Below are 19917 nucleotides of genomic sequence, written 5' to 3'. Positions count from 1 at the left end.
CTATCAGTCATTAAAGTGTGATGATGCTTGCATGAGTCTCTCCTGCATGTATTCGCCAGTTGATTCGCAATCCGACTGGGTCTAATTAAGGCCTCCGTGGTGATTTGGCCGGCCGGCTTGCAGCCACGTTAAAAAAGTCGCTAAAGGGCCGCGTGCGGACCGGTAGCGATTTTTGTCGCCGCCGGTTTTTTGTTTTTGATCGAGTGACCGCAATGCCCATCAAGATCCCCGATACGCTGCCCGCCTTCGAAACCCTGGTTCAGGAGGGTGTGCGGGTGATGACCGAGACGTTGGCGATCCGTCAGGATATCCGACCGTTGCAGATCGGGCTGCTCAATCTCATGCCGAACAAGATCAAGACCGAACTGCAGATGGCCCGCCTCGTCGGCGCCTCGCCGCTGCAGGTGGAGCTGTCGCTCATTCGCATCGGCGGCCACAAGGCGAAGAATACGTCCGAGGATCATCTTCTAGCCTTCTACCAGACCTGGGAGGAGGTAAAGCACCGCAAGTTCGACGGCTTCATCATCACCGGGGCGCCGATCGAGCTTTTGCCCTATGAGGACGTCACCTATTGGCCGGAGATGCAGGAGATTCTCGACTGGACGGAAACGAATGTCCATTCGACGATGAACGTCTGCTGGGGCGCGATGGCGGCGGTCTATCATTTTCACGGCGTTCCGAAATACGAGCTGAAAGAGAAGGCCTTCGGCGTCTACCGCCACCGGAACCTGAAACCTTCCTCGATCTATCTCAACGGCTTTTCCGACAATTTCGAAGTGCCGGTGTCGCGCTGGACCGAAGTGCGCCGCGCCGATATCGAGAAATCCGAAAGCCTGGAGATCCTGATGGAGTCCAGCGAAATGGGCGTCTGCCTCGTGCACGAGAAGAGAGGCCGGCGGCTCTACATGTTCAACCATGTCGAATATGATTCCACCTCGCTTTCCGACGAGTATTTCCGCGACGTCAATGCCGGGGTGCCGATCAAGATGCCGCACAATTACTTCCCGCATAACGATCCGGCGCTTGCGCCGCAGAACCGCTGGCGCAGCCATGCGCATCTTTTGTTCGGCAACTGGATCAACGAAATCTACCAGACCACGCCCTTTGATGTGGAAGAGATCGGTACCGATCTCTGACCGTTGCCGATCAACCCGCGAGCCGATGCCGCCGCATCACTGCTGCGGCTTTTCTTTCTGATCCGCCGGTTGCGGATCGAAGCAAATCCGGGCAGGTTCCTGCCCTGAAGCCTACCACACCGCGCGTCTTTGTCGGACGTGCAATGCACAATTTCAATCGCTGCACATTCCTCAAATCGATTCCGAATTGAGGAATTTGCAGCAGGGACAGAATGGACGGTCGATCATGTCGGATAAGTTGGAGCGGGACGTTTTCGGGCAGACGCAGGCGGGCGAGACCGTCTATCGCGTCGTGATCAAGGGCGGTGGGCTGACGGCCAAGATCATCAGCTGGGGCGCGGTCATCCAGGATCTGCGTCTCGAGGGACATGATGCGCCGCTGCAGCTCGGCTTTGACGATTTCGACAGCTACCCCCTCTATTCATCCTATTTCGGCGCGACACCCGGCCGCTGCGCCAACCGCGTCGGCGGCGGCAGGTTTACGCTTGACGACAAGGACTATCAGCTCGAACTGAATGAAAACGGCGTGACGCATCTGCATGGCGGCAGCGACAATATCGCAAAACGCAATTGGACGATTGTCGAGCATGACGTCGACCGCGTAGTACTGAAGATCGTCGATCCCGATGGCCGCGCCGGCTATCCCGGCAATTGCACCATCCAGGCGACTTTCTGGGTGCATGGCAACGGTGAACTGTCGATCACCTATGAATCGACCTGCGACCAGCCGACGCTCGCCAATGTCTGCCAGCACGCCTATTTCAATCTCGACGGCCGGGAAGATGCGCTTGGCCACGATATCATGATTGCCGCCGATCGCTATCTGCCGACCGATGAGAAGCAGGTGCCGACCGGCGAGATCTGTTCCGTCGAGGGCACGGAATTCGATTTCCGCGAGATGGCGCCGATGAAGCGTTTCGTCGGCAGCGAACAAGCCTTTTACGACCATAATTTCTGCCTGTCGGGCGAGCGTACCGCCAAGCGGAGCGTCGCGCTTGCCCGCAGCCTTTATTCCGGTGTGTCGCTGGAAGTGCGCAGCACCGAGCCAGGCGTGCAGTTCTATGCCGGCTTCAAGCTCGATACCGCGGCCCCCGGCATCGGCGGGCGCAAATACGGCCCATTCGCCGGCTTCTGCCTGGAGACGCAGGTCTGGCCGGATGCCATCAATCACCAAGGTTTTCCGAATGCGGTTCTGCGCCCCGGCGAAGTGCTGCGTCAGGAGACGGATTATATCTTCACCAAGAACTGAGCATCCTCCAGCGCCGGCGCGTTTCTAAACGCGCGGCGCTGCGGACGCACGACTGTCAAATTTGAGCGCTATGAAACCCTTGCCGGTCCGCCCGGCGAGGGTTTTTTGATTCCATGCTCGATTCCGACTTGCCGATTGGTTCTATATAGGTTCTATTGTGTGCCCATGGATAGAACCAGTCTGATAGCGGAACTGAACAGCCGCGGCCTGCGTGACGAGGCACTGACCGGGCCGCTTTACAAGCGGCTGGCGCAGACGCTGACTGGCCTCATTCAGGAAGGGCTACTGAAGCCCGGCACGGCGCTGCCGGGCGAGCGCGACCTTGCCGAGGCTCTGAAGCTCGGCCGTGTCACCGTGCGCACCGCCTATCGCGATCTGATGGCATCCGGTGCACTGGAATCGCGCCATGGAAGCGGTACTTTCGTATCGAGCAGGGTGGAGCGCATGGAACAGTCGCTGTGGCGGCTTTCCTCCTTCTCCGCCGACATGCGCTCGCGCGGGCGTCTGCCGGCCGCACGGATATTGTCGCGGGCGGTCAATACGCCGTCGCCGGAGGAATCCTTCCTGCTCGGCCTCGGCGGTGACGAGCCGGTGCTGAGACTCGACCGCTTGCGCCTTGCCGATGGCCTGCCGCTGGCGATCGAACGCGCCGTGGTGCCGATCAAGTTCCTGGGGCACGATGCCGGCGGCGAGGGATCGCTTTACGATGCGTTGACGGCCAGCGGTCACAGGCCCGTCCGCGCGCTGCAGCGGCTGACGGCGGTCACGCTCGACCCGTCCTCCGCCGCGATCCTGAACGTCAAATCAGGCGCGCCGGCGCTTCTGATCGAACGGGTGTCGCGCCTGGAAGACCAGCGCGTCGTCGAATACACCCGCTCGCATTATCGCGGCGACGCCTATGATTTCGTTGCCGAATTGAGAATCGGAGATGACCTATGAATGACAACCAGTCACTGATGCTGCAGGAAGCCGGCCAATCGCCCGAGGTGGTGGCCATGCTGCTCGAAAAGGAAAAACCGGTCTTTGCCGAGATCGCCCGGCTGTTTTCGTCCGCCCGCCCGAGCGTGGTGACGACGGCGGCGCGCGGCTCCTCGGACCACGCTGCCACTTTTTTCAAATATCTCTTCGAGATCACCTGCGGCGTTCCGGTCGCCTCGGTCGGCCCGTCGATCGCTTCCGTCTATGGTGCGGCGCTGCATCTGAAGGGCGGTGTCCATTTCACCGTCTCGCAGTCGGGTGCCAGCCCCGACATCGTCGCGCTGCAGGATGCGGCGAAGAAGGGCGGAGCGACGACGATCGCCGTCGTCAACGTCACCGACAGCCCACTTGCGAAGCAGGCCGATATTGTTCTCGGTCTCAATGCCGGCGCGGAAAAGAGTGTCGCGGCGACAAAATCCTTCATCGCCTCGGTTGCAGCCCTTTCCGGGGTAACGGCTGCGATCGGCAGTGCGTCCGATTTGGCGGCTGCGCTCGGCAAGCTGCCGGAGGCACTGTCGGCGACCGCCGGGATCGACACGGCGGCAGCCGAGGAGGTGCTCTTCAACGCGACCTCGCTTTATACGGCCGGCCGCGGCCCGGCTTTCGCGATCGCGCTCGAAGCGGCGTTGAAGGCCAAGGAAACCTCCGGCCTGCATGCCGAGGCCTTCTCGCTGGCGGAACTGATGCATGGTCCGATGCGTCTGGTGCAGCCGGGCTTCCCGATCGTCGCCTTTGCGCCCGACGATGCGGCCTTCGCCAACAATGTCCAAGCGCTGGAACGCCTGCAGAAACTCGGCGCCACCACCGTCGGCTTCTCGACGCAGCCGCTCTCCGGTGTCCATCTGCGCGCGCCGACGACGGGCAACGGCCTCGTCGATCCGCTGGTGTCGCTGCTCGTCTATTACCGGCTGATCGAGTCGGTGACGCGCCGCAAAGGCTTTGATCCCGACAAGCCGGCAAACCTGCTCAAGGTGACGGAGACGGTCTGATGGTCCGCAAGATCTTCCTCGGCGCCCGCATCTTCGACGGCGAGCACTTCCATGACGACAAAGCCCTCATCGTTGCCGGCGGCCGCGTCGAAGCGATCGTCGCGAGAAACGATCTGCCGGACGGCGAAGTGGTGACGCTTGCCGGTGGTGTTCTGTCGGCCGGCTTCATCGATGCGCAGGTCAATGGCGGCGCCGGGCGGATGCTGAACGACGAGCCTTCCGCCGCCTCGATGGACATTATCGCCGGCGGGCACCGGCCCTATGGTACGACGTCGCTGCTGCCAACGCTGATCACCGATACATCAGAGGCCTCCATTGCCGCGATCGAGGCGGCCAAGGAGGCAGTGAAAATGAACCGCGGCGTCGCCGGTCTGCATCTCGAAGGTCCGCACTTGGCGCCTGCGAGGAAGGGCGCGCATCTGGCCGAACTGATGCGGCCGGTGGAGGACCGCGACGTCAAGGCTTTCATCCGGGCGCGCGAGGCGATCGGCACGCTGCTGGTCACCATGGCCGCCGAGCAGGTGACGGTTGCCCAGGTGCGCGAACTTGCGGAAGCCGGCGTCACCGTCAGCATCGGCCATTCCGATTGTTCGAGCGAGGCGGCGGAAGACCGTTTCGATGCCGGCGCGCGGGGCGTCACGCATCTCTTCAACGCCATGAGCCAGCTGGGACACCGTGCGCCCGGTCTTGTCGGCGCGGCAATCGATCATCCCTCAACCTGGTGCGGCATCATCGCCGATGGCCATCACGTAGATCCGAAGGCCTTGCGCACAGCGCTCCGCGCCAAACGCGGCGAAGGCAAGCTGTTCTTCGTCACCGACGCGATGTCGCTCGTCGGGTCGGAGAAGGATTCGTTCACGCTGAACGGGCGCACCGTCCGGCGTGAAAGGGGCGGCTTTTGCTCGAAGCTGGTGCTGTCCGACGGCACGCTGGCCGGTTCCGATGTCGACATGATCTCGACGATCCGTTACGGCGTCACCTATCTCGACCTGACGCTCGCCGAGGCCTTGCGCATGGCGACCCTTTATCCCGCGCGGTTTCTCAGGCTTGCCGATCGCGGCCATCTCTCGCCGGGCGCGCGTGCCGATCTCGTGCATCTCACCGATGCGCTTGCCGTCACCGCCACCTGGCTCAGCGGCGAAGCGGCCTAAAATCAAGGAGAAGTGGGATGACCGACATTACCGATGCCTATTTCTCCAACCTCATCGGCCGGCTGGAGGAACTGAAGCAGACGCTTGCCCAGCCGATGGCGCAGGCAGCAGCCGTCATCCTCGATGCTGCCCGAGGCGACAAGCGTGTCTATGTCTTCGGCACCGGCCATTCGCATATGCTGGCGGAAGAGGTGCACTATCGTGCCGGCGGGCTCGCCTTCACCGTGCCGGTGCTCGTCGGCTCGGCCATGTTGCATGAGGGCGCGGTCATCAGTTCGGTTTATGAGCGCACGCAAGGCCTGGTGCGGCCGATGCTGGAGCGTTACGGGATGCAGCCGGGCGATGTCATCATCATCGCCTCCAATTCGGGCGTGAACGCCGCGCCGATCGAGGCCGCCGACTATGCGCGCGAAATCGGCGCAAAGGTGATTGCCATCACGTCGATCGCCTATTCCTCAGCGATCGCCAATGGCCGCCGGCGGCTTGCCGACGTGGCCGATGTGGTGCTCGACAACGGGCTGCCGCCGGGTGACGCCGTTGTCGATCTCGAAGGCACGGGGCTCCGGGTTGGGCCAGTCTCGACGGCCGTCGGGGTGACCGTCATCAATGCGATCTTCGCCGAAGTCGCCTCGGAGCTTTCGAAATCGGGCGATGCGCCAATTTATCTCAGCGCCAACATGCCGGGTGCCGCCGAGATCAACCAGAAGCTCGTCAAGAAATACCGTCCGCGCAACCCGCATCTCTAGAGCACGATGCCGAATAGTGTGGCGGCGGATACAAAAAAGGCCGGCGCGAGCCGGCCTCTTCGATAGGCTGAAACTAGGATCAGTCCTTGGCGCGTTCGACGTAGGAATTGTCTTCCGTGGCGATGACGACGCGGGTGCCGGCATTGATGTGCGGCGGCACCATGGCGCGCACGCCGTTCGACAAAATCGCCGGCTTGTAGGAGGACGATGCCGTCTGGCCCTTGACGACCGGTTCCGTCTCCATGATTTCGAGCGTGACGTGGCGCGGCAGTTGGAGCGCCAGCGCAATACCTTCATGCATCGAGAGGATGCAGGACATGCCTTCCTGCAGATAAGCCTTGTCGTCACCCATTGTGGCGACATCGACGACGACCTGATCGTAGCTCGCCGGGTTCATGAAGTGGAAGCCTTCGCCGTCTTCATAGAGAAACTGGAAGGAGACGTCTTCGACGAAGGCGCGCTCGACCTGTTCGGTGGTGCGCCAACGCTCGGAAACCTTCACGCCGTCGACGATGCGGCGCATGTCGACCTGGGTGACCGGCGTGCCCTTGCCCGGATGAAAGTTCTGGGCGGTGAGAACGACGTAGAGCTTGCCGTCGACATCGAGAACGTTGCCCTTGCGGACCGAAGAGGCGATGACCTTGACCATAAGACTTCCTTGTAACTCGGCTTTCGGCGTCGTAGATGACTGTCGAGACGCCCCGAAGACGCAAATGTTTTTCTTTGGGGCGCAACTAACCTAAAATCCGGGAAATAGCCACCCCCCAATACCGGCTTCTCCGGCCAAGAAAGCTTGGAATGAACTCTTCGGCGAAAGCGTCCCCCTGGTGGACCCCGTCCGTGCATGCCGACCGCCGTCCGTTCCTGATCGGACGCAATGCGATCCAGGCGGCGTTGCGCGGGTTTTTCGCGCGCGAGGATTTCATCGAGGTGGATACGGCGGTGCTGCAGGTCTCTCCCGGCAATGAGGCGCATCTGCATGCCTTCGCCACGGAAGCACTGACGACGGATGGGCAAAAGGCGCCGTTCTACCTGCACACCTCGCCGGAATTTGCCTGCAAGAAGCTGCTTACGGCGGGCGAGGAGCGCATCTCGTGTTTCGCCCATGTCTATCGCAACCGCGAGCGCGGGCCGCTGCATCATCCTGAGTTCACCATGCTCGAATGGTATCGGGCCGGCGAAAGCTACGAGAGTCTGATGATGGATTGCGTGCGGATCCTGGCGCTGGCGGCGGAAACGGTGAAGACCGGGAAGCTTGCCTATCGCGGCGGCGAGAGCGACCCTTTTGCCGGGCCGGAGCGGATCAGCGTTGCCGAAGCGTTCCAACGTCATGCCGGCATCGATCTTCTCGCCTCGGTCGCCGCCGACGGTTCGACTGACCGCGACCATCTGGCGGCCGAGACGAAGCGCGTCGGCATGCGTGTTGCCGATGACGACGGCTGGGCCGATCTCTTCAGCCGGGTGCTGGTCGAAAAGATCGAGCCGCATCTCGGTTTCGGCCGCATCACCATTCTCGACGAATATCCGGTCTCGGAGGCGGCCCTTGCCCGTCCCTCGGCACGCGACGCGAGGGTTGCCGAGCGTTTCGAGCTCTATGCCTGCGGCGTCGAGCTTGCGAACGGCTTCGGCGAACTCACCAATGCTGCCGAACAGCGGCGACGGTTCGAGATCGAGATGGCCGAGAAGGCGCGGGTCTACGGCGAGACCTATCCTATCGACGAGGATTTCCTCGCCGCGCTATCGCTGATGCCCGAGGCAAGCGGTATCGCGCTCGGCTTCGACCGGCTGGTGATGCTGGCGACGGGAGCATCACACATCGACCAGGTGCTTTGGGCGCCGGTGGCGGAGTACGGACGATGAATGTCGTCAAACCGATCAAGAGCGTCGACGATCTTGTGAAAGCAGGGCTGGTCGCGCCTGCCGATCGCGTAGCGCTCGAGGAGGTGGCGGCGCGTTACGCGGTTGCGCTGACGCCTGCGATCAGCAAGCTCATCGATCGAGCCGACCCCGATGATCCGATCGCTCGGCAATTCGTGCCCGATGCGGCCGAACTCACGATCGCCCCGGAAGAACGCGCCGATCCGATCGGCGATCATGCCCACAGCCCCGTCGAAGGCATCGTTCACCGCTATCCCGATCGTGTCTTGCTCAAGGCCGTGCATGTCTGCCCGGTCTATTGCCGCTTCTGCTTCCGGCGCGAAATGGTGGGGCCGCAGGGCCTCGGCACGCTCGATGCGGCGGCGATGCGGGCAGCTTTCGATTATATCCGCGGTCACGAGGAGATCTGGGAGGTCATCCTCACCGGCGGCGATCCGCTGGTGCTTTCTCCGCGCCGGCTCGGCGAGATCATGGAGGCGCTTGCCGGGATCGCGCATGTGAAGATCATCAGGTTCCACACGCGTGTTCCGGTCGTCGACCCCGAGAAGATCGATGCGGCGCTGATTGGCGCGCTGAAGGCGAGCGGCAAGACGGTCTATGTCGCGCTGCATGCCAACCATGTCCGCGAACTGACGCCGGAAGCGCGGGCCGCTTGCGCCCGTCTCGTTGATGCCGGCATCGCCATGGTCAGCCAGTCGGTGCTGCTTAAGGGTGTCAATGACGATCCCGACGTGCTGGCGAAGCTGATGAAGGCCTTCGTCGAAATCCGCGTCAAACCCTATTATCTGCATCATCCGGATCTGGCGCCCGGCACCAGTCATTTCAGAGTGACGATCGAGGAGGGGCAGGAGATCGTCGAGGCGCTGCGCGGGCGGATTTCCGGTCTCTGCCAGCCGGCCTACATCCTCGATATCCCCGGCGGTCACGGCAAGGCCGTCATCAGTGGAAGCGCGATGCGGGCGACAGGCGACGGATGTTATTCCGTCACCGATTATCGTGGCGGCGAGCATTCCTATCCGCCGGCCGATTGAGACAAACGCGGCGTTTGCGTGTCATTTCTGTACTCTCCACGCCAGAACCCAGACGGTGTCGCAGTATCGAAATTATCTTAAGTCATTGATATAATGTGGTTGTTTACGACAATCCGGGAATGATCGCTAAAATCGTAACTATGAGCCTCAGTCATATTTAACTCAATAAATTAGCGGAATGTTCTGTTTTCCGCACTAAAAGAACGCTCATGACAAGGCGATGAACGCCGGTTCGGGATCATGAGAATCTTGGAGTGATGGGATGAATAAGGCAATCCGCGACCTCGTAGCCAAATTCGGCAAGCTTCCTGGGTCGATCGACCAGGTCGCCGACGACGCCGATCTTTATGCGGCAGGTTTGACGTCCTTTGCTTCTGTGCAGTTAATGCTTGGCATCGAAGAGGCCTTCGACATCGAATTTCCCGACAATCTCCTCAACCGCAAATCCTTCGCGAGCATCTCGGCCATCGCCAGGACCGTCGATCTCATCCGGGACAGCCGGAAGGTCGCCTGATGAATTTCCCCGTCAAGATCATGCAGGACGGTCTTGTTGCAAGGGTGGCCCGCGTTGCTGAAATCGCGGCGAAACACGCCGATGCCGTCGACGCCGAAGCCCGTTTCCCCAGGGAAGCCGTGGACGCGATGAAGGCCGAAAGGCTGCTCGGCATCCAGGTGCCGCGCCATTTCGGCGGCGAATCCGCCTCGATCACCGAGATCGCCGAATTGTGCTCGATGCTCGGCCAGGCCTGCGCCGCGAGCGCCATGGTCTTCGCCATGCACCATATCAAGCTGTCGAGCCTCGTTGAACACGGCGCCGACAGCGAATGGCATCGCAGCTTCATGCGCCGCATCGCCGCCGAACAGCTGCTGATCGCATCCGCCACCACCGAAGGCGGTATCGGCGGAAATCTGCGCAACAGCATCTGCGCGGTCGAGGTCGATGGCGACACGTGCCGCCTCGAAAAGGATGCGACTGTCATTTCCTATGGCTCGCACGCCGACGCCATCCTTATCACCTCGCGTGCCCACGCGCAGGCGGCTTCCTCCGATCAGGTGCTGACGGCCTTCCTCAAGGACCAGTACACGCTCGAGAAAACGCATGTCTGGAATACGCTCGGCATGCGCGGCACTTGCTCCGACGGCTTCCTGTTCAAGGGCGAAGCGCCGGCTTGCCAGATCCTGCCGAAGCCTTTCGCGGAGATCGCGGCGCAGTCCATGCTTGCCTCCTCGCACCTCTTATGGAGCGGCGTCTGGTACGGCATCGCCGTCGACGCCGTTGTGCGCGCCCAGGCTTTCGTGCGTGCTGCCGCCCGCAAGGCGCCGGATGCCCAGCCGCCGGGCGCGCTACGCCTCGCCGAGGTTTCGAACCTGCTGCAGATGGTGAAATCCAACGTGGTTGCCGGCCTCAAGGCCTATGAGGATGCCAAGGCCGATGCCGACAGGCTGTCTTCGATGGGATTTGCGGTGGCGATGAACAACGTCAAGATCGCCTCGTCCGAGATGATCCTGGAAATCGTCAACCATGCCATGCTGATCTGCGGCATCATGGGCTACAAGAACGGCACGCCCTTCAGCCTCGGACGCCATCTGCGCGACGCGCATTCCGCACAGCTCATGATTTCGAATGACCGCATCCTCGGCAACACGTCGAGCATGCTTCTTGTCCATAAGCAGGACACTAGCCTACTGGGGTGACAGTCATGGATATGCAGACCTCGTTTCTGGACCGGCTTTTCGAATCCGGTCTGCTGATCGATACCGGCATCGACGGGCTCTACGGCCGCAGCGGCCAGTTCGAAGACGTGATCGCTGCCTTCGAGCGCCTGATCGACACGTTCGGCGGCGCCGATGGTGCCGAAGCCATGCGCTTTCCGCCCGGCATGAACCGCGCCTTCTTCGAGAAGAGCGGCTACATGAAGAGCTTTCCGCAGCTCGCCGGCACGGTGCACAGCTTCTGCGGCAGCGAGCTCGATCATGTCAGCCTGCTGCAATGCATGGAAGTCGGCGAAGACTGGACCAAGGGGCAGGAGGCGACCGACATCGTGCTGACGCCGGCTGCCTGCTATCCGCTTTATCCGACGATCGCCAAGCGCGGCAACCTGCCGAAGACCGGCGGCCTCTTCGACCTGCAATCCTATTGCTTCCGCCATGAGCCGTCGAAAGATCCTGCCCGCCAGCAGCTGTTCCGCATGCGCGAATATGTGTGCATGGGCACAGAGCTGCACGTTACCGACTTCCGCCAGCGCTGGATGGATCGCGGCGTCGAGATGATGAAGGCCGTGGGCCTCGAGGTGACGATCGACGTTGCCAATGATCCGTTCTTCGGCCGCGCCGGCAAGATGCTCGCCAATAATCAGCGCGACCAGAACCTGAAGTTCGAGCTTCTGATCCCGATCACCTCGGCTGCCAACCCGACCGCCTGCATGAGCTTCAACTACCATCAGGATGCCTTCGGCACGAAATGGGGTCTCAATCTCGAAGACGGCAGTGTCGCGCACACCGCCTGCGTCGGCTTCGGACTGGAGCGCATCGCCCTTGCCCTCTTCCATCATCACGGGCTCGATGTGAAGCAATGGCCGGCCAGCGTACGGAAAGCGCTGTGGGGCTGAGCAAATCGATGACGTCGTTATTTTCGGGGGTATTTTCGGGAATCGACCCGGAAACCTACCGGGCGCATGCGCTGCATTCCGGCGAGCGCGCCTGGCCGGAAACCAATTGTTATGTCGATCTCTGGATCGAGGTTCTGGCGACATCAGGCGTTGCGCCAGAGGCGATGCTGGGTTTTACCCTGACGCAGGATTTCGAGGGCGACCAGTTCACCTTCTTCAAGGTGCCGCTCGAGGATCTCGAAGCGCTCTACGGCATTCGTGCGACTGAGCTTGCCATCTACGACCGTGTCGAACGCCATGTCGAGGTTCAGATCGCGCGTGCCCGCCTTTGCCTGATCGAAATGGATTCTTTCTACATGCCGGATACGCGCGGCACCGCCTACCGGCAGGAGCACGGCAAGACGACGGTTGCGATCAACCGGCTGGATGTTGCGGCCAAGCGCGTCGATTATTTCCACAATGCCGGTTATTTCCGTCTCGAAGGCGAGGATTTCGACGGGCTGTTTCAGCTGCATCTGACGGAAAACGACGCGCCGTTTCTGCCCTATACGGAATTTGCACGATTCCCGGAAAGGCCGGCAGACGACGCGCATCTGCGCGCGACCGCGCGGCGACTTGCCGGTTTTCATTTTGCCCGGCGTCCCCGCGAAAACCCGATCCGCGCCTTTGCCAGCGTCTTTCCGCAACAGGTCGAAGCGGTGGCGGAACGGCCGTTCGGCTTCTTCCATAAATACGCCTTCAACACGCTTCGCCAGGTGGGCGCCAATTTCGAGCTGGCGGCCGATTACCTCGCCTGGCTTTCCCCTGGTGAATTCGCGGCTGCCGCCGAGCATGCCGGGCGTATTTCGGAGGTGGCGAAATCGGTGCAGTTCCAGCTTGCCCGCGCCGTCACCCGCAGGAAGTTCGAGCCGTTGCAGGCAGCACTTGATCCGGCCGCCGATGCATGGGATTCCATGATGGCGTCGCTTGCGGGGCGAATCTGAGGCCGGAGATCTGACCATGCGGGGGCGTTTGGCGAGCATCGGTGCCGAGGAAAGTCTACTTTCCGAAGGCTGGAACCTGATCCTGACGGAGCCGGGCGCCTGCGCCGTGCCGCACGACATCCCGCTCTCCGCACAATTCATTCCAGCACCCGTTCCCGGCACCGTCGCCGCCGCGCTCGAAAAAGCCGGGCTCTTCGACCGGGAAAATCCCGAGCCGCTGAACACGCGGGATGCCTGGTATCTCTGCCGGCTTTTCGATGCCGAGCCCGGCGACGCGATCCTGCGTTTCGCAGGGCTGGCAACGCTCTGCCATGTCTTCCTGAACGGCCAGGAAATCCTGTTTTCCGAGAGCATGTTCACGGCGCACGAGATTCCGGTGACGCTTTCGGGCGGCGACGAACTGGCGCTGTGCTTCCGGGCGCTTGGGCCCCGCCTGTCGGAGCCAGGCCCGCGCGCGCGCTGGCGGCCGCAGATGATCACGCCGGCGGGCTTGAAGAATTTCCGCACGACGCTGCTCGGCCATATGCCGGGCTGGTGCCCCGATATCCATGCCGTCGGGCCATGGCGGCCGATTTCGATGGTGCGGCGTCATCCCGTCTCGATCGACAATGTCTCCATCCGCGCCGTATTGGAGGAGAGTGGCGTCGGCCGTCTCAGCGTGTCCCTGCATAGCAATGCCGAGGATCCGGCGATGCTGCTGCGCTGCGGCGGGATGGAGCAGCCCTTCGAGAAGGTCGGCGACAGTCATTACTCGGCTATCCTCAAGCTTTCCGACATCGAGGCCTGGTGGCCGCATACGCATGGTGCTCCGCGTCTCTACGCGCTGACACTGGTTTCGGACGGGGTGGAATATCCGCTCGGCAGGACCGGCTTTCGACGTATCGACGTCGACCGTGGTGCCGATGGCGACGACTTCGCGCTTCTCGTCAACGGCGAACGCATCTTCTGCCGTGGTGCCGTGTGGACGACGGCCGATATCGTGCGATTGCCGGGCGGGCGGGCGGATTATGAGCCGCTCCTGCGGCTTGCCGCTGCAGGCGGCATGAACATGATCCGCATCGGCGGCACCATGGCCTACGAAACGCCTGATTTCTTCGCACTCTGCGACGAGCTCGGTCTGCTCGTCTGGCAGGACTTCATGTTCGCCAATTTTGATTATCCACGCAACGACAAGGCTTTTCTTGGTCACGTGCATGCGGAGGTCGAGGAATTCCTCCACGGCGTGCAGGCGTCGCCTTCGTTGGCCGCGCTCTGCGGCGGCAGCGAAGTCCACCAGCAGGCGGCAATGCTCGGCCTGCCGGCGGAATTCTGGAGCGGGCCGGTCACCGATGAAATCATCCCGGCGGTCGTCGCGCGCATGCGCCCCGATGTGCCCTATGTGCCGAACTCGCCCTATGGCGGAGCGATGCCCTTTTCGCCGAATGCCGGTATTGCCCATTATTACGGCGTCGGCGCCTATATGCGGCCAATTGCCGATGCGCGCCGCGCCGATGTGCGTTTTGCCTCCGAAAGCCTCGCCTTCGCGCATGTGCCGCAGCAAAGGACGCTGCAGCGTCATCTCGATGTGCCCGCCGTCCACAGTCCGCTGTGGAAGGCCCGCGTGCCCCGCGACCGCAGCGCATCGTGGGATTTCGAGGATGTTCGCGATTTCTACCTGCAGCTTCTCTACGGTTTCGATCCGGCTGAGCTGCGCCGCGAAGATCCGGAACGCTATCTCGATCTCTCCCGCGCCGTTACCGGCGAGGTGATCGAGGAGACTTTTGCCGAATGGCGGCGCAAGGGCTCCGCCTGCAACGGCGCACTCGTCTGGACGCTGCAGGACCTGTTGCCCGGTCCCGGCTGGGGAGTGATCGATTCCACCGGAGAGCCGAAGCCTGTCTGGTATGCGATGCGCCGTGCATTCCGGCCGGTGCAAGTGGTCTTCACCGACGAGGGAACGAACGGTCTCGACGTGCATGTCGTCAACGAGACGGATGCCGCGCTTGACGTGGAGCTCGAGGTCGTCTGCCTGCGCGGCGGAAAACAGCAGGTCGTCAGCGGCAGCAGGGCCTTCAAGCTGGCGGCAAGAGACACGGAGCGTCTTGCCTGCACCGCGCTGTTCGGCGCCTTCTTCGATACGACCTATGCCTTCCGTTTCGGGCCGCCGGCGCATGATGCCAGTGTGGCGCGCCTGCGCTCGCTGGCAGACGGCGCCATTCTCGCAGAGAGCTTCCACTTCCCGTGCGGACGGGGGAAGGCGCTGCATGACGCAGGGATCGAAGCATCATTCACCAGAGACGGCGACGACTGGTTCGTCGATCTCAGGACCGACCGGCTGGCGCAATCGGTGCATATCGACGTCGAAGGCTATCGGGCCGACGACGACTGGTTCCACCTTGCCCCCGGCGCGATGCGGCGTGTGCAGCTCCACGCGCTGTCCGGCGTGGAAAGCGATACTCCGCCTGCGGGCGAGATCAGAAGTCTAGGCAGTTCGCATCGTGTCGCAATCGAGGGCTGACGCCCCTGCGAAGGATGATGCCGATCCATTGGGAAAGAGCGTGATTTGAGAACGATATACCGCTTTCTGCGCGCCCATGTTCTGCAGCGGCTGATCCCGCGGTCGCGTCTTGCCTTCAATCCGCGCAGGCCGGTGGAAATCGTCGGCTATCTCTCGATGGCGGTCGGCGTTGGCGAATCGGCAAGGCTCTGCGCCGGCGCATTGACGGAAGCTGGGCGGGCGATTTCGCTCTCCGACGTCAGCACGCATCCTGACGAGAATTCCTTCGCCGGATGGACACCGTCGCATCTCTCCGCCGAACCCGCGGGGAGCCGGATCTGGCATCTCAATCCGCCGATGCTGCCGCGCGCGATCCTGAAGAAGGGCGTTGCGAATTTCACCCGCGCTTTCAACATCGGCTATTTCGCCTGGGAGCTCGAAGTCGTGCCGGCGGAGTGGCGCAATGCGATGCATTACATGAATGCCGTCTTCGTGCCGTCGGAATTCACCAGGCGGGCGATTGCGCCCCTCACTGCGGCACCGGTCATCGTCGTTCCGCATCCCGTCACCGAGAAGCCGGCGACCGAAGGAATGCGCCAGAAATTCGGCATCGAGGAAGACGCGTTTCTCGTCAGCTTCATCTTCAGCGCCGGGTCCTCGATCAACCGGAAGAATCCGCAGGCCGTCATCGAGGCCTTCAGGATATTTGCCGCCGAATGCCCCAGCGCCTTCCTGTTGATGAAGGCCAGCGGCAATATCGACAAGGATGAAGGCCTGCGAGAACTGATCGGCTCGGTCGCTGGCGACAGCCGGATCAGGATCGTCACCGACAGGCTGTCGGACTCCGAGATCAACGGCCTGATCCGCTGTTCCGACGCCTATCTTTCGCTGCATCGTTCCGAGGGTTTCGGGCTGACGGTGGCCGAGGCGATCATGCAGCGTACGCCGGTCGTTTCCACGGCCTGGTCGGGCACGGTGGATTTCTGCGATCCCGACAATAGCTGGCTGGTTGCCTCTCCCCTCATTCCGGTGGTCGATACCCATCCCGAATTTGCCGGGCTCGAAGGCGCGGTCTGGGCCGATCCCTCACCCGAGGCAGCAGCCGGGCATCTGAAGGATATCTTCCTCGCGCCTGAGCGAGCGCGTGAGAAGGCCGAGAAGGCGCGGGAGTTCCTGCTGCGCTACCTCGCCGAGAACAGCTATGACAAGGCGCTCAAGGCGCTGGAGGCGATGCAGACCGCCTAAGGTGACGTCGTCACTCCGCTTTATTTTAACATTTTCGCATTAGAGATGGCAGGTATGCGGCGGTAGGCCGATCCTGACGGATGGACAGATGTCGAAGGGTATTATCGCAAACTCGGTGATGAACGGGGCGGCAGGCATGCTGCTGCTTCTGACGGGCTTCGTTTCCTCGATCATAACCGCACGGTTGCTCGGGCCGGAAGCCAACGGCATCGTCGCCTTTTCGCTCTGGCTGGTGGTGACCGGCGCCTCGATCGCCGAGCTCGGCTCCAGCATCACGCTGCTGAAGACATTGCCGCAACTTTCGGCGGAAGGCTTCGACGCGCGCCGCCGGCGAGGTTTTGCCGCCATCCTCGTCAGCTTCATGATGTTCTCGACCGTCGTGCTGCTGGCGCTCTACGCGCTGTTCTTCCTGACCTCCGAAAAGATGCACTGGGCCGACACGGCGCCATCCGTCGCTCTGGTCACGGGCGTGCTGTTCTTCGTCCAAGCGATCGGTTCCTTCGTCAAATTCTACCTGATCGGCGAAAAGAAGCTGGGCGCCTTCTTTAAGCTGACGGTCGCCGTCTCGATCGTGCAGCTTGCCGGCGTTGCCGTCGGCGCCGTTTTCTACGGCGTCGAAGGCGTACTCGTCGGCTATGCGCTCGGCCAGCTGGTGCTGTTTTTCGCCACGCTGCCGATCCTTCTGGCGCGGCGCGACTGGTGCGGGGTCTCGCTGAAATATCTCGCCTCCTCCTCCGTCATCCTGTCGATCCAGTTCATCATCGATTCCATTTTCCTCAACCGGCTCGAGCTGCTCTTCCTGCAGCAGTTCTGGTCGGTGGAGATGGTCGGCTATTATGCCGTCGGCCTGTCGATCGCCAATATCGCGCTGCAACTGCCGATCCAGATGACCGGCAGCCTGCTGCCCTATTATTCCGAGCGACGGCACAGCAGCGACGATTCGACATTGCCGGTCGAGGTCTTTACCGCCGTTACCCGCAGCATGGCCTATATCGTGCTGCCGATGAGCCTGGGGCTTGCCGCGATCTCCAGCGAACTGGTGCTCGTGGTGTTCGGCGAAGCGTTCCGCCGCAGCGGGACGGTGGTGGCGCTGCTTGCGCTTGTTGCTCCCGCCTATACCTTCATGCAGATCCTCAGCCTCTACCTGCTGTCGATGGACAGGGCCCGCTCCCGCCTGAACATCAGTGTGATAGGTGGCCTACTGATGGTAGCGGGTTGTTTACTGATCGTACCTAGGCTTGCGGCCGAGGGCGCCGCACTCGTGCGCATCCTCGTATTCGTAGCGATGTCGGTGATGATGATCAGACAGACAGGATTCGGATCCCAGCTTTCGGGTCTCTACGCAAGCTTGACGAAGGTGACGCTCGCCTCCGTGCTGTGTGCTTGCGGAGCGATTTCCGTGCTGGAATTCGTCCATGGTCCGGCCGGATTGGTCGGCGCGATCATCGCCGGCGCATTCGCCTATTTTGCAGCACTCCGGGTGCTGCGCGCCGTGCCAGGCGAGGATGTCGAAGTCATGCGCTCCATTCTCGAGAAGATGCCATCCCTGCTGCGGCGACCGGTCGGCCAGGCGATCAATTTCATCGCGCCACGGCTTCCCGGCGATCCCGATCGCGCCAAGGTCGCGCCCGGCGAATTCTCGCTGGAACCGGCCGAGGGCGCGGGACGCAGCGCCGCCCTGCCTGTGGTCTTCGACGGTACGATCGGGCTGTTCATGCCTGAAAATCCTCTCGCCAAGAAACGTTCGGCCGCCGTGCTTTTCGTCAGCCCCTGGGGCTTCGAGGAGATGTGCAGCCGCAAATTCTTCCGGGTCGCGGCCGAGCACTTCTCGGATATCGGCGTGCCGAGCCTGCGCTTCGACTATCGTGGCACGGGCGATGCGCTTAATTTCGACGCACTGCCGGCGAGGCTGGAAACCTGGGAAGATTCGATCCGCGCGGCCGCCGACAAGTTGAAGTCGCTGAGCGGCTGCGACCGTATCATCCTCATCGCACAGGGCCTCGGCGCGACGCTTGCCCATCGCGTCGGTTCCTCGATCGAAGGCGTCGACAGCCTCGTCATGCTGGCGCCGGTGCTGAGCGGCCGGGCCTATCTGCGCGAACTCAACATGTGGTCCAAGATCATCGATGCCGATCTCGGCCTCGGCAAGGAGCATGTCCAGACCACCAAGGTGCAGATCGCCGGGCTCGTCATGCCCGAAGAGATCGCCGCCGAGCTCGGCAAGCTCAACATCACCTCGCCGCAGGGGCTCGCAACCTCCCGCTACCTGATCCTCGAACGTCCTGCCAAGGCCGACGATACCGGCTTTGCCGATGCGCTGAAGGCGCTTGGTGCCGATGTCGAGCAGAAGGCCTTCGAGGGCTATGACGAGCTCGCCACCAATCCGCTGTTTGCCAAGACGCCGATGGCTGTCGTCGGGCTGCTGACGACATGGCTGGAGACAACGACGACGCAGACATCCGCCGCCCATTCGCCGGCGGCGATCGACAACCCGCTGCTTGCCGGCGATGATTTTGCGGAAACGCCGGTCCGTTTCGGAAGCCACAATCATCTCGTCGGCGTCGTCAGCCGGCCGCTCGGCGAGATCAAGGGTAACGCCGTGCTCTTCCTGTCGACAGCCTATGACCGGCATGCCGGCTGGGGACGGACGACGGTAGACATGGCGCGCGAGCTCGCCCGCCAAGGCGTCGTTTCGCTGCGCTTTGATTCCGCCAATGTCGGCGACAGCCCGCCGCGGCCGGATGCGCCGGAACAGGTGCTTTATTCGGATACCCAGACCGGGGACGCGGTCGCCGCGCTCGACCTGCTCGAAAGCGTCGTCGCCGGCCCCGTCATGGTCGCCGGCCGATGCAGCGGCGGCTATGTCGCCTTCCGCGCCGGCGTTGCCGACGAGCGCTTGAAGGCTGTCGTGTCGATCAATCCGTTCGTCTATTACTGGGATCCTGACATGCCGGTGCGCAGGGAGCATGTCGTCTCCGTTCCCCGCAGCCTCGATGATTACAGCCAGCGCCTGGCGCGGCTCGACACGCTGAAGCGGCTGCTGCGCGGCCAGGTGGATGTCGTCTCGGCGTTGCAGAACATCGTCATCGCCGCCGGCCGCCGGCTGTCGCCGTGGATCGCGCCGGTGCTCGAGCTGCTTCCCGACCGGCGCCATATCGCCCGCGAGGTCCGGCACTCCTTCGCGCTGTTCGGCAAGCGCAAGGTGCCGCTGACGCTGATCTACAGCGAGGGCGATGTCGGGCTCGACCATGTCTACTTCCACTTCGGGCCGCGCGGCGCCAGGCTTTCCCGCTATCCGAACGTGCGCCTGCTGATGCTGCCGGATGCCGACCACAATCTGACGCCGCCGCAATCGCGCAAATTCGTGCTCGACGAGATCATTCGTCTCGCCAGAGCATGACCGGATTTCAGCTAAAGCATGTTGCGCAAAAGTGGGCAGCGGTTTT

Annotated in this window: 16 protein-coding genes and 1 riboswitch; of the genes, 15 read left to right on the top strand and 1 reads right to left on the bottom strand. The window is 62.3% G+C overall.

Annotated elements, in window-relative coordinates:
* Nucleotides 1-86 precede the first annotated feature (86 nt).
* A riboswitch (SAM riboswitch) is annotated at nucleotides 87-164 on the top strand.
* 48 nt (nucleotides 165-212) lie between these two features.
* The 6 genes from metA (at nucleotide 213) to AC2444_RS20880 (ending at nucleotide 6249) form a co-directional block, all read left to right on the top strand.
* Nucleotides 213-1136, top strand: a complete 924-nt coding sequence (gene metA / locus AC2444_RS20905) for a homoserine O-acetyltransferase MetA (RefSeq protein ID WP_003543755.1) — start codon at nucleotides 213-215, stop codon at nucleotides 1134-1136.
* Between the two features lie 226 nt (nucleotides 1137-1362).
* A complete protein-coding gene (locus tag AC2444_RS20900) occupies nucleotides 1363-2385 on the top strand; it encodes an aldose epimerase family protein (protein ID WP_012759424.1) in 1023 nt (340 codons plus the stop codon).
* Nucleotides 2386-2550: 165 nt separating this feature from the next.
* Nucleotides 2551-3324 carry a GntR family transcriptional regulator gene (locus AC2444_RS20895; protein ID WP_003543751.1) on the top strand — a complete coding sequence of 258 codons (774 nt, stop codon included), beginning with the start codon at nucleotides 2551-2553 and terminating at the stop codon, nucleotides 3322-3324.
* Nucleotides 3321-4352 (top strand): SIS domain-containing protein, encoded by a 1032-nt coding sequence (locus tag AC2444_RS20890; RefSeq protein WP_012759423.1) that lies wholly within the window; start codon nucleotides 3321-3323, stop codon nucleotides 4350-4352. Before AC2444_RS20895 ends, AC2444_RS20890 begins: the two co-directional genes overlap by 4 nt.
* Nucleotides 4352-5503, top strand: a complete 1152-nt coding sequence (nagA, locus tag AC2444_RS20885; RefSeq protein WP_012759422.1) for an N-acetylglucosamine-6-phosphate deacetylase — start codon at nucleotides 4352-4354, stop codon at nucleotides 5501-5503. The genes AC2444_RS20890 and nagA overlap by 1 nt, the downstream gene beginning before the upstream one ends.
* 17 nt (nucleotides 5504-5520) lie before the next feature.
* Nucleotides 5521-6249, top strand: a complete 729-nt coding sequence (locus AC2444_RS20880; RefSeq protein ID WP_012759421.1) for an SIS domain-containing protein — start codon at nucleotides 5521-5523, stop codon at nucleotides 6247-6249.
* Between the two features lie 79 nt (nucleotides 6250-6328).
* On the opposite strand, the gene efp is transcribed toward AC2444_RS20880, so the two are convergent.
* Nucleotides 6329-6898: an elongation factor P gene (gene efp / locus AC2444_RS20875; RefSeq protein ID WP_012759420.1), complete on the bottom strand. Its 570-nt coding sequence runs from the start codon at nucleotides 6896-6898 to the stop codon at nucleotides 6329-6331.
* Between the two features lie 149 nt (nucleotides 6899-7047).
* Between efp and epmA the strand changes: the two genes are divergently transcribed.
* From epmA to AC2444_RS20830, 9 genes are all read left to right on the top strand, one after another.
* Nucleotides 7048-8109, top strand: coding sequence for an EF-P lysine aminoacylase EpmA (epmA, locus tag AC2444_RS20870; RefSeq protein WP_012759419.1), 1062 nt, complete (start codon nucleotides 7048-7050; stop codon nucleotides 8107-8109).
* Nucleotides 8106-9158 carry a lysine-2,3-aminomutase-like protein gene (locus AC2444_RS20865; protein ID WP_012759418.1) on the top strand — a complete coding sequence of 351 codons (1053 nt, stop codon included), beginning with the start codon at nucleotides 8106-8108 and terminating at the stop codon, nucleotides 9156-9158. Before epmA ends, AC2444_RS20865 begins: the two co-directional genes overlap by 4 nt.
* Nucleotides 9159-9420: 262 nt before the next feature.
* The gene (locus tag AC2444_RS20860) at nucleotides 9421-9672 is read left to right on the top strand and encodes an acyl carrier protein (RefSeq protein ID WP_012759417.1); all 252 of its coding nucleotides are present in this window, start codon (nucleotides 9421-9423) and stop codon (nucleotides 9670-9672) included.
* The gene (locus AC2444_RS20855) at nucleotides 9672-10853 is read left to right on the top strand and encodes an acyl-CoA dehydrogenase family protein (RefSeq protein ID WP_012759416.1); all 1182 of its coding nucleotides are present in this window, start codon (nucleotides 9672-9674) and stop codon (nucleotides 10851-10853) included. Before AC2444_RS20860 ends, AC2444_RS20855 begins: the two co-directional genes overlap by 1 nt.
* A gap of 5 nt (nucleotides 10854-10858) precedes the next feature.
* Nucleotides 10859-11767 (top strand): amino acid--[acyl-carrier-protein] ligase, encoded by a 909-nt coding sequence (locus tag AC2444_RS20850; protein ID WP_012759415.1) that lies wholly within the window; start codon nucleotides 10859-10861, stop codon nucleotides 11765-11767.
* Nucleotides 11758-12750, top strand: a complete 993-nt coding sequence (locus AC2444_RS20845) for a DUF1839 family protein (RefSeq protein WP_017995482.1) — start codon at nucleotides 11758-11760, stop codon at nucleotides 12748-12750. Before AC2444_RS20850 ends, AC2444_RS20845 begins: the two co-directional genes overlap by 10 nt.
* Before the next feature lie 16 nt (nucleotides 12751-12766).
* Nucleotides 12767-15247, top strand: a complete 2481-nt coding sequence (locus AC2444_RS20840; RefSeq protein WP_012759413.1) for a glycoside hydrolase family 2 protein — start codon at nucleotides 12767-12769, stop codon at nucleotides 15245-15247.
* A 45-nt stretch (nucleotides 15248-15292) separates the two neighbouring features.
* Nucleotides 15293-16471 carry a glycosyltransferase family 4 protein gene (locus AC2444_RS20835; RefSeq protein ID WP_012759412.1) on the top strand — a complete coding sequence of 393 codons (1179 nt, stop codon included), beginning with the start codon at nucleotides 15293-15295 and terminating at the stop codon, nucleotides 16469-16471.
* An 88-nt stretch (nucleotides 16472-16559) separates the two neighbouring features.
* Nucleotides 16560-19871, top strand: coding sequence for an oligosaccharide flippase family protein (locus tag AC2444_RS20830; RefSeq protein ID WP_012759411.1), 3312 nt, complete (start codon nucleotides 16560-16562; stop codon nucleotides 19869-19871).
* The last annotated feature ends 46 nt before the right edge of the window (nucleotides 19872-19917 follow it).

The organism is Rhizobium sp. WSM1328, from assembly GCF_057653715.1.
The sequence above is the reverse complement of the archived record's forward strand: the minus strand, read 5'-3'. Positions and strand labels throughout refer to the sequence as shown.

Bases quoted from the DNA above. Each gene is read 5' to 3' on its own strand.
- AC2444_RS20860 (WP_012759417.1), top strand. From the start codon at position 9,421: ATGAATAAGGCAATCCGCGACCTCGTAGCCAAATTCGGCAAGCTTCCT.
- AC2444_RS20890 (WP_012759423.1), top strand. From the start codon at position 3,321: ATGAATGACAACCAGTCACTGATGCTGCAGGAAGCCGGCCAATCGCCC.
- AC2444_RS20865 (WP_012759418.1), top strand. From the start codon at position 8,106: ATGAATGTCGTCAAACCGATCAAGAGCGTCGACGATCTTGTGAAAGCA.
- AC2444_RS20895 (WP_003543751.1), top strand. From the start codon at position 2,551: ATGGATAGAACCAGTCTGATAGCGGAACTGAACAGCCGCGGCCTGCGT.
- AC2444_RS20840 (WP_012759413.1), top strand. From the start codon at position 12,767: ATGCGGGGGCGTTTGGCGAGCATCGGTGCCGAGGAAAGTCTACTTTCC.
- AC2444_RS20855 (WP_012759416.1), top strand. From the start codon at position 9,672: ATGAATTTCCCCGTCAAGATCATGCAGGACGGTCTTGTTGCAAGGGTG.
- efp (WP_012759420.1), bottom strand. From the start codon at position 6,898: ATGGTCAAGGTCATCGCCTCTTCGGTCCGCAAGGGCAACGTTCTCGAT.
- epmA (WP_012759419.1), top strand. From the start codon at position 7,048: ATGAACTCTTCGGCGAAAGCGTCCCCCTGGTGGACCCCGTCCGTGCAT.
- AC2444_RS20830 (WP_012759411.1), top strand. From the start codon at position 16,560: ATGTCGAAGGGTATTATCGCAAACTCGGTGATGAACGGGGCGGCAGGC.
- nagA (WP_012759422.1), top strand. From the start codon at position 4,352: ATGGTCCGCAAGATCTTCCTCGGCGCCCGCATCTTCGACGGCGAGCAC.
- metA (WP_003543755.1), top strand. From the start codon at position 213: ATGCCCATCAAGATCCCCGATACGCTGCCCGCCTTCGAAACCCTGGTT.
- AC2444_RS20900 (WP_012759424.1), top strand. From the start codon at position 1,363: ATGTCGGATAAGTTGGAGCGGGACGTTTTCGGGCAGACGCAGGCGGGC.
- AC2444_RS20850 (WP_012759415.1), top strand. From the start codon at position 10,859: ATGGATATGCAGACCTCGTTTCTGGACCGGCTTTTCGAATCCGGTCTG.
- AC2444_RS20880 (WP_012759421.1), top strand. From the start codon at position 5,521: ATGACCGACATTACCGATGCCTATTTCTCCAACCTCATCGGCCGGCTG.